We start from the raw sequence: 11816 nt of genomic DNA, 5'->3' as shown, positions 1-11816 counted from the left end.
TAAAATAAAAAAATCCAATCCATATATGGAAGGAGCAAGACACCAAATGGCAAGAGAGTTCTCTTTAGAAAACACTCGTAATATTGGTATCATGGCTCACATCGATGCTGGTAAAACAACAGCTACTGAGCGTATTCTGTACTACACAGGACGTATTCACAAAATCGGTGAAACTCACGAAGGTGCATCTCAGATGGACTGGATGGAGCAAGAGCAAGAGCGTGGTATCACAATTACTTCTGCTGCAACTACAGCACAATGGAAAGGTCACCGTGTAAACATCATTGACACTCCAGGTCACGTAGACTTCACAGTAGAAGTAGAACGTTCTTTACGCGTACTTGATGGCGCGGTAGCAGTACTTGATGCACAATCTGGTGTAGAACCACAAACAGAAACTGTTTGGCGTCAGGCTACTACTTACGGCGTACCTCGTATCGTATTCGTTAACAAAATGGATAAAATCGGTGCAGATTTCTTATACTCTGTAGGAACAATCCACGATCGTTTACAAGCAAACGCACACCCAATTCAGTTACCAATCGGTGCTGAAGATGAGTTCAATGGTATCATTGACCTTGTTGAAGAATGTGCTTACATGTACGGTAACGATTTAGGAACAGACATTCAACGTGTTGAAATTCCTGAAGAGCACAAAGAACTAGCTGAAGAATACCGTGGAAAGCTTATTGAAGCGGTAGCTGAGCTTGACGAAGAAATGATGATGAAGTACCTAGAAGGTGAAGAAATCACTGTAGAAGAGCTTAAAGCTGGTATCCGTAAGGCTACAACTTCTGTAGAATTCTTCCCAGTAATCTGTGGTTCTGCATTCAAAAACAAAGGTGTTCAAATTCTGTTAGACGCAGTTATCGACTACCTACCATCTCCATTAGATGTACCTGCTATTAAAGGTACTCTTCCGGATACAGATGAAGAAGTAGAACGTAAGTCTAGCGATGAAGAACCATTCGCAGCTTTAGCATTCAAAATCATGACTGACCCTTATGTTGGTAAGTTAACGTTCTTCCGTGTGTACTCTGGTGTGTTAAACTCTGGATCATACGTGAAAAACTCAACTAAAGGTAAGCGTGAGCGTGTAGGTCGTATCCTACAAATGCACGCTAACAGCCGTGAAGAGATTTCAACAGTTTACGCTGGTGATATCGCTGCTGCTGTAGGTTTAAAAGATACTACTACTGGTGATACTCTTTGTGACGAGAAGAGCCTTGTTATCCTTGAGTCTATGGAATTCCCAGAGCCAGTTATCTCTGTAGCTATCGAACCAAAATCAAAAGCTGACCAAGATAAAATGGGTACAGCATTATCTAAGCTTTCTGAAGAAGATCCAACATTCCGTGCTCACACTGACCAAGAAACTGGCCAAACAATCATCGCTGGTATGGGTGAACTTCACCTTGATATCATCGTTGACCGTATGCGCCGTGAATTCAAAGTTGAAGCAAACGTTGGTGCTCCTCAGGTAGCATACCGTGAAACTTTCCGCGCTGCTGCGAAAGTTGAAGGTAAGTTCGCTCGTCAATCTGGTGGACGTGGACAATTCGGTCACGTTTGGATTGAGTTTGAACCTAACGAAGAAGGTAAAGGATTCGAATTCGAAAACAAGATCGTCGGTGGTGTAGTTCCTCGTGAATACATCCCAGCTGTTGGAGCAGGTCTTGAAGATGCACTTAAAAATGGTGTACTAGCTGGTTATCCACTAGTTGACATTAAGGCTGCATTAGTTGACGGATCTTACCATGATGTCGATTCATCTGAGATGGCGTTCAAAATCGCTGCATCTATGGCACTTAAAGCTGCGGTTTCTAAATGTAGCCCAGTAATTCTTGAGCCAATGATGAAAGTTGAAGTTGTAATTCCTGAAGAGTACATGGGTGACATTATGGGTGACGTAACATCTCGTCGTGGACGTGTAGAAGGTATGGAAGCTCGCGGTAACGCTCAAGTTGTTCGCGCTATGGTTCCACTTTCTGAAATGTTCGGTTATGCAACGTCATTACGTTCTAACACTCAAGGACGCGGAACATTCTCTATGGTGTTTGATCACTATGAAGAAGTACCAAAGTCTGTTTCTGAAGAAATTATCAAAAAAAATAAAGGTGAATAATTGATTTTTATCGATTCTTCACGTATAACTACTTATGTAAGCTTAGAAAGTGGGACGCAAGTTTCACTTTCTAGCCTAAATATAAAATAACCTATATAAACTAAGGAGGAATTTAGAATGGCTAAAGCTAAATTCGAACGTTCTAAACCCCATGTTAACATCGGTACAATCGGCCACGTTGACCATGGTAAAACTACATTAACTGCTGCGATCACTACAGTTCTTGCAAAAGCTGGTGGTGCTGAAGCACGCGGATACGATCAAATCGATGCTGCTCCAGAAGAAAGAGAGCGCGGTATCACAATCTCAACTGCACACGTTGAGTACGAAACTGAAACTCGTCACTATGCACACGTTGACTGCCCAGGTCACGCTGACTATGTTAAAAACATGATCACTGGTGCTGCTCAAATGGACGGCGGTATCTTAGTAGTATCTGCTGCTGATGGCCCAATGCCTCAAACACGTGAGCACATCCTTCTTTCTCGTCAAGTAGGTGTTCCTTACATCGTTGTATTCTTAAACAAATGCGACATGGTAGACGACGAAGAATTATTAGAATTAGTAGAAATGGAAGTTCGCGACCTATTATCTGAATACGGATTCCCAGGCGACGACATTCCTGTAATCAAAGGTTCTGCTCTTAAAGCTCTTCAAGGAGAAGCTGATTGGGAAGCAAAAATCATTGAATTAATGGCTGAAGTTGATGCTTACATCCCAACTCCAGAACGTGAAACTGACAAACCATTCTTAATGCCTGTAGAGGATGTATTCTCTATCACAGGTCGTGGTACAGTTGCTACTGGTCGTGTTGAGCGCGGTATCGTTAAAGTTGGTGACGTAGTAGAAATCATCGGTCTTGCTGAAGAAAATGCTTCTACAACTGTAACTGGTGTAGAGATGTTCCGTAAACTTCTTGACCAAGCTCAAGCTGGAGACAACATCGGTGCTTTACTTCGTGGGGTTGCTCGTGAAGACATCCAACGTGGACAAGTACTTGCAAAAAGCGGTTCTGTAAAAGCTCACGCTAAATTCAAAGCTGAAGTTTTCGTATTATCTAAAGAAGAAGGCGGACGTCACACTCCATTCTTCGCTAACTACCGTCCTCAGTTCTACTTCCGTACAACTGACGTAACTGGTATCATCCAATTACCAGAAGGTACTGAAATGGTAATGCCTGGTGACAACATCGAAATGACTATCGAACTTATCGCTCCAATCGCTATCGAAGAGGGAACTAAATTCTCTATTCGTGAAGGTGGACGTACAGTAGGTTACGGTGTAGTTGCTACTATCGTTGAGTAATCTTAACTGATATAAAAAACCCCGAGGGATCTTCCCTTGGGGTTTTTGTTTGTGTTTATATAATGAATGAAATGATGTTTTTATGTTTTGACGAGTTTCTTCTATAGTAATATAAAATCAATAAAATATAACCCAGAAACTGTAAAATGAATTCTGTGAGATGAAAACTTGAAATTCTTTAAAGTGCCATGTATAATAGCAAAAGTAGAGAAAAGCAGATGCAAACAAAAAGATGCTTGCATCTAGACGAATAACATTGTATAATAAACAATGTTGGTCTTTGACTGCGATGAAGTGGAAGGTTGCTGACACACCCGGCCGCTTTGCCATGGCATGGTGTGGGGAAATTTCCATGGAGAAGGTCTATTTTAGAAATAGGCGAACGAAGGAGGGAAAATAATGGCAAAAGAAAAAATTCGTATCCGTTTAAAAGCTTACGATCACCGTATTCTTGATCAGTCAGCTGAGAAAATTGTAGAAACAGCTAAGCGTTCTGGGGCAACAGTTTCCGGTCCGATCCCATTACCAACTGAGAAAACTGTTTACACAATTCTTCGTGCTGTTCATAAGTACAAAGATTCTCGTGAGCAATTCGAAATGCGCACGCACAAACGTCTAATCGACATCGTGAGTCCTACTCCACAAACAGTAGATTCATTAATGCGTTTAGACTTACCATCTGGTGTAGATATCGAAATCAAACTATAATTTATATAACTTAAAAATGTAGGAGGTGTAACTCATGACCAAAGGAATCTTAGGAAGAAAGATCGGTATGACTCAAGTATTTGCTGAGAACGGTGAGTTAATCCCAGTAACAGTTATCGCTGCTAATCCAAACGTTGTTCTTCAAAAGAAAACAACTGAAACTGATGGCTACAATGCAATCCAGTTAGGATTTGAAGATAAACGTGAAAAGTTAACTAACAAACCTGAACAAGGCCACACTGCTAAAGCATCTACAACTCCTAAGCGCTTCATTCGCGAAATCCGCGATGCAGACGTGGACGGATTAGAGGTTGGTCAAGAGCTAAAAGTTGACGTATTCGCTGCAGGTGAAATCGTTGATGTAACAGGAATTTCTAAAGGTAAAGGTTTCCAAGGTGTTATCAAACGCCACGGACAATCTCGCGGACCTATGTCTCATGGTTCTCGTTATCACCGTCGTCCAGGTTCAATGGGCCCAGTTGCTCCGAACCGTGTATTCAAAGGCAAAAAACTTGCTGGACGTATGGGTGGAGACCAAGTTACTATCCAAAACTTAGAAATCGTTCAAGTTGACACTGAGCGCAACTTATTATTAGTAAAAGGTAACGTTCCAGGTGCTAAGAAATCTCTTGTAGTTGTTCAAGGCGCTGTGAAGGTTAGCAAATAATTCACAATAGGAAGGAGGAATTCCAATGCCAAAAGTTACTGTATATAACCAAACTGGTTCACAGGTTGGTGAAATCGAATTAGCTGAAGCTATTTTCGGTATCGAACCAAATGAAGCTGTACTTTTCGAAGCTGTAATGATGCAACGTGCATCTTTACGTCAAGGTACACACAAAGTAAAAACTCGCTCTGAAGTTCGCGGTGGTGGTCGTAAACCATGGCGTCAAAAAGGAACTGGACGTGCTCGTCAAGGGTCTATCCGCTCTCCTCAATGGCGTGGTGGTGGTACGGTATTCGGACCTACACCAAGAAGCTATGCGTACAAACTTCCTAAGAAAGTTCGTCGTTTAGCAATCAAATCTGCATTAGCTACTAAAGTAGTTGAGAACAACATTGTAGTTCTTGAAGACCTAGTGTTAAATGCACCAAAAACAAAAGACATGCTAGCAGTACTTAAAGGATTAACTGTTGAGAAGAAAGCTCTTATCGTAACTGCTGATGCAAACGAATCTGTAGAGTTATCTGCTCGCAATATCCCTGGAGTAACAGTAATCACTGCTGATGGCGTAAACGTTTTAGACGTGCTTCATCATGATAAGCTAATCATGACAAAAGCGGCAGTGGAAAAAGTAGAGGAGGTGCTTGCATAATGAGAGATCCTCGTGATATCATTAAGCGCCCAGTTATCACTGAACGTTCTATGGAAATGATGGCTGAAAAAAAATACACGTTCGATGTGGACGTTAAATCTAATAAAACAGAAGTTAAAGATGCTCTTGAAGCGATCTTTGGTGTTAAAGTAGAAAAAGTGAACATCATGAACTACAAGCCGAAAGCAAAACGCGTTGGTCGTCACGCTGGTTTTACTAGCCGTCGTCGTAAAGCAATCGTTAAGCTAACTGCTGACAGCAAAGAAATCGAAATCTTCCAAGGCGTTTAATTCTTACTAAAGAAGGAGGGAAATTGAGATGGGAATCAAAAAGTATAATCCAACTACTAACGGTCGTCGTAATATGACTACGAATGATTTCGCTGAAATCACGACTGACAGACCCGAAAAGTCATTACTTGCTCCTTTAAGCAAGAAGGCTGGTCGTAATAACCAAGGTAAAATTACTGTACGTCATCAAGGTGGCGGACATAAGCGTCAATACCGTATCATCGACTTTAAGCGTAACAAAGATGGAATTCCAGGACGCGTTGCTACGATCGAATACGATCCAAACCGCTCTGCGAATATCGCATTAATTAACTACGTTGACGGTGAAAAACGTTACATTCTTGCTCCTAAGAACTTAGAAGTAGGTATGGAAGTTATGTCTGGCCCAGAAGCTGACATTAAAATCGGTAACGCATTACCATTAATCAACATTCCAGTAGGTACTGTTGTTCATAACATTGAGCTTAAGCCTGGTCGTGGCGGACAATTAGTTCGTTCTGCTGGTACATCTGCTCAAGTACTTGGTAAAGAAGGTAAATACGTACTTGTACGTTTAACTTCTGGTGAAGTACGTCTTGTATTATCTGCTTGTCGCGCTTCAATCGGTCAAGTAGGTAACGAACAACACGAACTTATCAAAATCGGTAAAGCAGGTCGCTCTCGCTGGTTAGGTAAACGCCCAACAGTTCGTGGTTCTGTAATGAACCCGGTTGATCACCCACACGGTGGTGGTGAAGGACGTTCTCCAATCGGACGTAAGTCTCCAATGTCTCCATGGGGTAAACCAACTCTTGGATTCAAGACTCGTAAGAAAAACAAAGCGTCTGACAAATTCATCGTTCGTCGTCGTAAAAAATAATGGGATTGTAGTACGGTTCATTTCTAGAACCGTACGCCAATCACGAAGGGAGGCACCAAAATGGCTCGTAGCTTAAAAAAAGGACCATTTGTCGATGATCACTTAATGAGCAAAATGGAAAAATTAGTTGCATCTGAGCAAAAACAAGTTGTTAAAACTTGGTCTCGCCGTTCAACAATCTTCCCTCAGTTCATCGGACACACAATCGCTGTATATGATGGTCGTAAACACGTACCTGTGTACATCACTGAGGATATGGTTGGCCATAAGTTAGGTGAATTCGCACCAACTCGTACGTATAAAGGTCACCTTGCTGACGATAAGAAAACTAGAAGATAATGAGAGGAGGCACTTCAATGCAAGCTAAAGCAGTAGCGAGAACAGTTCGTATTGCTCCTCGTAAAGTTCGTTTAGTAGTAGACTTAATCCGAGGTAAGCAAGTGGGTGAAGCGATTGCTATCCTTAACCACACACCAAAAACTGCTTCTCCAGTTGTAGAAAAAGTTTTAAAATCTGCAATCGCAAATGCAGAGCATAATTATGAGATGGACATTAACAACCTAGTTGTTGAGAAAGTTTTCGTTGACGAAGGTCCAACGTTAAAACGTTTCCGTCCACGTGCAATGGGTCGTGCAAGCCAAATTAACAAACGCACAAGCCACATCACAGTTGTGGTATCAGAAAAGAAGGAGGGATAATCGATGGGTCAAAAGGTTAATCCAATTGGTCTTCGTGTCGGCGTTATCCGTGACTGGGAATCTCGTTGGTTCGCAGAGAAAGATTATGCTACATTATTACATGAAGACATCAAAATCCGTGAGTACATTAATGTACGCTTAAAAGATTCTGCTGTTGCTAAAGTAGAAATCGAACGTGCAGCAAATCGTGTAAATGTTACAATTCACACTGCAAAACCTGGTATGGTAATTGGTAAAGGTGGTACTGAAGTTGAAGCACTTCGTAAAGCTCTTAACCAATTAACAGGCAAGCGTGTACACATCAACATTTTAGAAGTTAAGAGAGCTGATCTTAACGCTAAATTAGTAGGCGAAAACATCGCTCGTCAATTAGAAAACCGTGTATCATTCCGTCGTGCACAAAAGCAAGTTATTCAACGTGCTATGCGTGCAGGTGCTAAAGGTATTAAAACACAGGTTTCTGGTCGTCTTGGCGGAGCTGATATCGCTCGTGCAGAATCTTACAGTGAAGGAACTGTTCCACTTCATACACTTCGCGCTGATATTGACTATGCAGCAGTTGAAGCTGATACAACATACGGTAAATTAGGCGTAAAAGTATGGATCTACCGTGGAGAAGTCCTTCCTACAAAAAAGAAAGCTTCTGAGGAAGGAGGAAAATAATATGTTAATGCCAAAACGCGTAAAATATCGTAGAGAGCATCGTGGTAAAATGCGTGGTCGTGCAAAAGGTGGAACTGAAATTGCTTTCGGTGAATTCGGTTTACAAGCACAAGCTGCTTCATGGATTACAAACCGTCAAATCGAAGCTGCTCGTCGTGCAATGACTCGTTACATGAAACGTGGCGGTAAAGTATGGATTAAAATTTTCCCTTCTAAGCCTTACACTGCAAAACCTCTAGAAGTACGTATGGGTTCCGGTAAAGGGGCACCAGAAGGCTGGGTAGCAGTAGTAAAACCTGGGAAAATTATGTTCGAAATCGCGGGTGTATCTGAAGAGGTAGCACGCGAAGCATTACGTCTTGCAGCTCACAAGTTACCTGTGAAATGTAAATTCGTAAAACGTGAAGAAAATGGTGGTGAATCTAATGAAAACTAATGATATTCGTGAATTAACCACTGCCGAAATCGAAACAAAAGTTAAAGCTTTAAAGGAAGAGTTGTTTAATCTTCGCTTCCAACTTGCTACAGGACAATTAGAGAATCCAACTCGCATTCGTGAAGTGCGTAAAGCAATTGCTCGTATGAAAACTGTAGTTCGTGAAAGAGAGATCGGAATTAATCGATAAATTGAGGGGAGGTTTGCATAGTGAGCGAACGTAACCAACGCAAAGTTTATACTGGTCGTGTTGTGTCTGACAAAATGGACAAAACGATTACAGTTTTAGTTGAAACTTACAAAACTCATTCCTTGTACGGAAAACGTGTTAAGTATTCTAAGAAGTACAAAGCCCATGATGAGCAAAACCAAGCGAAACTTGGCGATATCGTTAAAATCATGGAAACTCGCCCGCTTTCTGCTACTAAGCGTTTCCGTTTAGTTGAAATCGTTGAAGAAGCGGTTATTATCTAAATAGACGAATCGGAATTTTTAGTCCGAAGGGAGGTTTCATAACATGATCCAACAAGAATCTCGTTTGAAAGTTGCTGACAACTCTGGTGCACGTGAACTTTTAACAATTAAAGTATTAGGCGGCTCTGGTCGTAAATATGCTAACATTGGTGACATTATCGTTGCTACGGTAAAACAAGCAACACCAGGTGGCGTTGTTAAAAAAGGTGACGTTGTTAAAGCAGTAGTAGTACGTACGAAGAGCGGAGCTCGTCGTCCGGACGGTTCTTACATCAAATTTGATGAAAACGCAGCGGTTATCATTAAAGACGATAAGAGCCCACGTGGTACTCGTATCTTCGGACCAGTAGCTCGTGAATTACGTGATAGCAACTTCATGAAGATCGTTTCTTTAGCTCCAGAAGTTCTATAATTTAAGGTATTGCCTTGCTAAGGAGGTGCAGAATTAAGATGCATGTAAAAAAAGGTGATAAAGTACAGGTAATCACTGGTAAAGACAAAGGAAAACAAGGCGTTATCCTTGTGGCTTTCCCAAAGCAAAACCGTGTTATCGTTGAGGGTGTCAATATCGTTAAGAAGCACTCTAAGCCATCTCAATTAAATCCACAAGGTGGAATTATTACTAAAGAAGCACCTATTCACGTTTCTAACGTTATGATTTTAGATCCGAAAACAGGTGAACCTACTCGCGTAGGCTTCAAAGTAGAAGATGGTAAAAAAGTTCGTATTGCAAAAAAATCTGGTGAATTATTAGATAAATAATTTTCTTAAGAAAGGAGGTCACTTCATTGAATCGCCTTAAAGAGAAGTTCCAAAAGGAAATTACTCCTGCTCTAGTGAGCAAGTTTAACTATAAATCTGTGATGGAAGTACCGAAAATCGAAAAGATCGTAATCAACACTGGTGTTGGTGACGCGGTATCTAACTCAAAAGCTTTAGACAATGCAGTAGAAGAATTAACACAAATCGCAGGTCAAAAACCTGTTGTAACTCGTGCTAAAAAATCAATCGCTGGTTTCCGTCTTCGTGAAGGTATGCCAATCGGTGCGAAAGTAACTTTACGCGGCGAGCAAATGTATGAGTTCTTCGACAAATTAGTATCAGTTTCTTTACCACGTGTACGTGATTTCCGTGGTGTTTCTAAGAAATCATTCGATGGTCGTGGAAACTACACATTAGGTGTTAAAGAGCAACTTATTTTCCCTGAGATTGATTATGATAAAGTAAGCAAAGTCCGCGGTATGGACATCGTAATCGTTACTACAGCGAAAACTGATGAAGAAGCTCGTGAACTGTTAACACAATTCGGTATGCCATTCCAAAAATAATGGAAGCCAACGCTAAGTAGAGGAGGCGAAAACGTGGCTAAAAAATCTATGATAGCGAAACAAAAGCGTACTCCTAAGTTTAAAGTACAAGAGTATACACGTTGCGAACGCTGCGGTCGTCCGCATTCTGTATACCGCAAATTTAAACTTTGCCGTATTTGTTTCCGTGAACTTGCATATAAAGGTCAAATTCCTGGTGTTAAAAAAGCTAGTTGGTAAAACCCACAAATGGGAAGGAGGTAAAACACATGGTGATGACAGATCCAATTGCAGACATGCTTACTCGCATCCGTAATGCGAACATGGTACGTCATGAGAAATTAGAGGTTCCTGCTTCTAAAATCAAAAAAGAGATCGCTGAACTTTTAAAACGTGAAGGTTTCATTCGTGATGTAGAATACATCGAGGATAACAAACAAGGTATCCTTCGTATTTTCCTGAAATATGGTGCAAACAATGAACGTGTAATCACTGGATTAAAACGTATCAGTAAGCCTGGCTTACGCGTTTACGCTAAAGCTGACGAAGTACCACGTGTACTTAACGGATTAGGTATCGCTCTTGTTTCTACATCTAAGGGAGTAATGACAGACAAAGACGCTCGTCAATTACAAACTGGTGGAGAAGTAGTAGCATACGTTTGGTAATATATATTTAAAACGAACGGAGGTGTGACCACATGTCTCGTATTGGTAAAAAGATTCTTGAAATCCCTGCAGGTGTTACTATTACAGTTGCAGAAGACAATACTGTAACAGTAAAAGGCCCTAAAGGTGAATTAACTCGTACTTTCAATGCTGATATGCTTATCAAAATTGAAGAGAATACATTAACAGTTGAGCGTCCATCTGAACAGAAGGAACACCGTGCATTACACGGTACAACTCGTGCTTTAATCGGAAACATGGTTGAAGGTGTAACTGAAGGTTTCGCACGCGGACTTGAATTAGTCGGTGTTGGTTACCGTGCCCAAAAACAAGGTGATAAACTTGTATTAAGCGTAGGTTATTCTCATCCAGTAGAAATGACTCCGGAAGCAGGTCTTGAAGTTGAAGTACCTGCACCGACAAAGATCGTAATCAAAGGTATCGACAAGCAACGTGTTGGCGAATTCGCTGCTAACATCCGCGCTGTACGTGCTCCTGAGCCTTACAAAGGTAAAGGTATTCGTTACGAAGGCGAAGTTGTTCGTCGTAAAGAAGGTAAAACTGCTAAGTAAACCCGTTAGGTGAGAGAAAGGAGTGACAAGAATGATCACTAAAGCTGATAAAAATGCGACTCGTAAGAAAAGACATGCACGTGTACGTGCTAAACTTACTGGTACTGCAGAGCGTCCACGTTTAAACGTGTTCCGTTCTAACCAACATATTTACGCTCAAGTTATTGATGATGTGAATGGTGTAACGTTAGTAAGTGCATCTACTCTTGATAAAGACCTTGCTCTTAACGGTACTAGCAATACTGAAGCTGCTACGAAAGTTGGAGAATCAGTTGCTAAGCGTGCTGTAGAGAAAGGCGTTAAAGAAGTAGTATTCGATCGCGGTGGTTACTTATACCATGGCCGTGTTAAAGCTCTAGCTGAAGCTGCTCGTGAGGCTGGATTACAATTTTAAT

General features: G+C 41.2%; 20 protein-coding genes. All 20 read left to right on the top strand.

Annotated features, from left to right (window positions below; translation table 11 throughout):
• Positions 1–46: 46 nt before the first annotated feature.
• Positions 47–2125, top strand: coding sequence for an elongation factor G (gene fusA / locus AC3WTI_RS27670; RefSeq protein WP_000090370.1), 2079 nt, complete (start codon positions 47–49; stop codon positions 2123–2125).
• Between the two features lie 117 nt (positions 2126–2242).
• Complete coding sequence (tuf, locus tag AC3WTI_RS27665; protein WP_001029614.1) at positions 2243–3430, top strand: elongation factor Tu; 1188 nt, start codon at positions 2243–2245, stop codon at positions 3428–3430.
• A 399-nt stretch (positions 3431–3829) separates the two neighbouring features.
• Positions 3830–4138 (top strand): 30S ribosomal protein S10, encoded by a 309-nt coding sequence (gene rpsJ, locus AC3WTI_RS27660; RefSeq protein ID WP_001040596.1) that lies wholly within the window; start codon positions 3830–3832, stop codon positions 4136–4138.
• A gap of 34 nt (positions 4139–4172) precedes the next feature.
• The gene (rplC, locus tag AC3WTI_RS27655) at positions 4173–4805 is read left to right on the top strand and encodes a 50S ribosomal protein L3 (RefSeq protein ID WP_048526367.1); all 633 of its coding nucleotides are present in this window, start codon (positions 4173–4175) and stop codon (positions 4803–4805) included.
• 25 nt (positions 4806–4830) lie between these two features.
• Positions 4831–5454 (top strand): 50S ribosomal protein L4, encoded by a 624-nt coding sequence (rplD, locus tag AC3WTI_RS27650; RefSeq protein ID WP_001127258.1) that lies wholly within the window; start codon positions 4831–4833, stop codon positions 5452–5454.
• Positions 5454–5744 carry a 50S ribosomal protein L23 gene (rplW, locus tag AC3WTI_RS27645; RefSeq protein WP_001205558.1) on the top strand — a complete coding sequence of 97 codons (291 nt, stop codon included), beginning with the start codon at positions 5454–5456 and terminating at the stop codon, positions 5742–5744. The genes rplD and rplW overlap by 1 nt, the downstream gene beginning before the upstream one ends.
• 28 nt (positions 5745–5772) lie before the next feature.
• Positions 5773–6603, top strand: coding sequence for a 50S ribosomal protein L2 (gene rplB, locus AC3WTI_RS27640; protein WP_000511582.1), 831 nt, complete (start codon positions 5773–5775; stop codon positions 6601–6603).
• Positions 6604–6663: 60 nt separating this feature from the next.
• On the top strand, positions 6664–6942 hold the full coding sequence (gene rpsS / locus AC3WTI_RS27635; RefSeq protein ID WP_000124454.1) for a 30S ribosomal protein S19: 279 nt from the start codon (positions 6664–6666) through the stop codon (positions 6940–6942).
• A 17-nt stretch (positions 6943–6959) separates the two neighbouring features.
• Positions 6960–7301 (top strand): 50S ribosomal protein L22, encoded by a 342-nt coding sequence (rplV, locus tag AC3WTI_RS27630; RefSeq protein WP_001148024.1) that lies wholly within the window; start codon positions 6960–6962, stop codon positions 7299–7301.
• 3 nt (positions 7302–7304) lie between these two features.
• Positions 7305–7964 (top strand): 30S ribosomal protein S3, encoded by a 660-nt coding sequence (gene rpsC / locus AC3WTI_RS27625; protein ID WP_000529956.1) that lies wholly within the window; start codon positions 7305–7307, stop codon positions 7962–7964.
• A gap of 1 nt (position 7965) precedes the next feature.
• The gene (gene rplP / locus AC3WTI_RS27620; RefSeq protein WP_000928969.1) at positions 7966–8400 is read left to right on the top strand and encodes a 50S ribosomal protein L16; all 435 of its coding nucleotides are present in this window, start codon (positions 7966–7968) and stop codon (positions 8398–8400) included.
• Complete coding sequence (rpmC, locus tag AC3WTI_RS27615) at positions 8390–8590, top strand: 50S ribosomal protein L29 (RefSeq protein ID WP_000855718.1); 201 nt, start codon at positions 8390–8392, stop codon at positions 8588–8590. The genes rplP and rpmC overlap by 11 nt, the downstream gene beginning before the upstream one ends.
• Positions 8591–8610: 20 nt before the next feature.
• Positions 8611–8874 carry a 30S ribosomal protein S17 gene (gene rpsQ, locus AC3WTI_RS27610; protein WP_000004106.1) on the top strand — a complete coding sequence of 88 codons (264 nt, stop codon included), beginning with the start codon at positions 8611–8613 and terminating at the stop codon, positions 8872–8874.
• A 43-nt stretch (positions 8875–8917) separates the two neighbouring features.
• Positions 8918–9286, top strand: coding sequence for a 50S ribosomal protein L14 (gene rplN / locus AC3WTI_RS27605; RefSeq protein WP_000615912.1), 369 nt, complete (start codon positions 8918–8920; stop codon positions 9284–9286).
• A 38-nt stretch (positions 9287–9324) separates the two neighbouring features.
• Positions 9325–9636, top strand: a complete 312-nt coding sequence (gene rplX, locus AC3WTI_RS27600) for a 50S ribosomal protein L24 (protein ID WP_000558200.1) — start codon at positions 9325–9327, stop codon at positions 9634–9636.
• Between the two features lie 26 nt (positions 9637–9662).
• Positions 9663–10202, top strand: coding sequence for a 50S ribosomal protein L5 (gene rplE, locus AC3WTI_RS27595; protein WP_001080829.1), 540 nt, complete (start codon positions 9663–9665; stop codon positions 10200–10202).
• Positions 10203–10235: 33 nt separating this feature from the next.
• Positions 10236–10421: a 30S ribosomal protein S14 gene (gene rpsN / locus AC3WTI_RS27590; RefSeq protein WP_001085700.1), complete on the top strand. Its 186-nt coding sequence runs from the start codon at positions 10236–10238 to the stop codon at positions 10419–10421.
• A gap of 29 nt (positions 10422–10450) precedes the next feature.
• The gene (rpsH, locus tag AC3WTI_RS27585; RefSeq protein WP_000245511.1) at positions 10451–10849 is read left to right on the top strand and encodes a 30S ribosomal protein S8; all 399 of its coding nucleotides are present in this window, start codon (positions 10451–10453) and stop codon (positions 10847–10849) included.
• Between the two features lie 32 nt (positions 10850–10881).
• Positions 10882–11421 carry a 50S ribosomal protein L6 gene (gene rplF, locus AC3WTI_RS27580; protein ID WP_000086558.1) on the top strand — a complete coding sequence of 180 codons (540 nt, stop codon included), beginning with the start codon at positions 10882–10884 and terminating at the stop codon, positions 11419–11421.
• A gap of 31 nt (positions 11422–11452) precedes the next feature.
• A complete protein-coding gene (rplR, locus tag AC3WTI_RS27575; RefSeq protein ID WP_000628818.1) occupies positions 11453–11815 on the top strand; it encodes a 50S ribosomal protein L18 in 363 nt (120 codons plus the stop codon).
• The last annotated feature ends 1 nt before the right edge of the window (position 11816 follow it).

The organism is Bacillus sp. EB106-02-03-XG38 (genome assembly GCF_058792175.1).
This window is presented reverse-complemented; position numbering and strand designations above follow the sequence as displayed.

Coding starts and splice junctions, on each gene's coding strand:
- fusA (WP_000090370.1), top strand. CDS start 47: ATGGCAAGAGAGTTCTCTTTAGAAAACACTCGTAATATTGGTATCATG.
- tuf (WP_001029614.1), top strand. CDS start 2,243: ATGGCTAAAGCTAAATTCGAACGTTCTAAACCCCATGTTAACATCGGT.
- rpsJ (WP_001040596.1), top strand. CDS start 3,830: ATGGCAAAAGAAAAAATTCGTATCCGTTTAAAAGCTTACGATCACCGT.
- rplC (WP_048526367.1), top strand. CDS start 4,173: ATGACCAAAGGAATCTTAGGAAGAAAGATCGGTATGACTCAAGTATTT.
- rplD (WP_001127258.1), top strand. CDS start 4,831: ATGCCAAAAGTTACTGTATATAACCAAACTGGTTCACAGGTTGGTGAA.
- rplW (WP_001205558.1), top strand. CDS start 5,454: ATGAGAGATCCTCGTGATATCATTAAGCGCCCAGTTATCACTGAACGT.
- rplB (WP_000511582.1), top strand. CDS start 5,773: ATGGGAATCAAAAAGTATAATCCAACTACTAACGGTCGTCGTAATATG.
- rpsS (WP_000124454.1), top strand. CDS start 6,664: ATGGCTCGTAGCTTAAAAAAAGGACCATTTGTCGATGATCACTTAATG.
- rplV (WP_001148024.1), top strand. CDS start 6,960: ATGCAAGCTAAAGCAGTAGCGAGAACAGTTCGTATTGCTCCTCGTAAA.
- rpsC (WP_000529956.1), top strand. CDS start 7,305: ATGGGTCAAAAGGTTAATCCAATTGGTCTTCGTGTCGGCGTTATCCGT.
- rplP (WP_000928969.1), top strand. CDS start 7,966: ATGTTAATGCCAAAACGCGTAAAATATCGTAGAGAGCATCGTGGTAAA.
- rpmC (WP_000855718.1), top strand. CDS start 8,390: ATGAAAACTAATGATATTCGTGAATTAACCACTGCCGAAATCGAAACA.
- rplN (WP_000615912.1), top strand. CDS start 8,918: ATGATCCAACAAGAATCTCGTTTGAAAGTTGCTGACAACTCTGGTGCA.
- rplX (WP_000558200.1), top strand. CDS start 9,325: ATGCATGTAAAAAAAGGTGATAAAGTACAGGTAATCACTGGTAAAGAC.
- rpsH (WP_000245511.1), top strand. CDS start 10,451: ATGGTGATGACAGATCCAATTGCAGACATGCTTACTCGCATCCGTAAT.
- rplF (WP_000086558.1), top strand. CDS start 10,882: ATGTCTCGTATTGGTAAAAAGATTCTTGAAATCCCTGCAGGTGTTACT.
- rplR (WP_000628818.1), top strand. CDS start 11,453: ATGATCACTAAAGCTGATAAAAATGCGACTCGTAAGAAAAGACATGCA.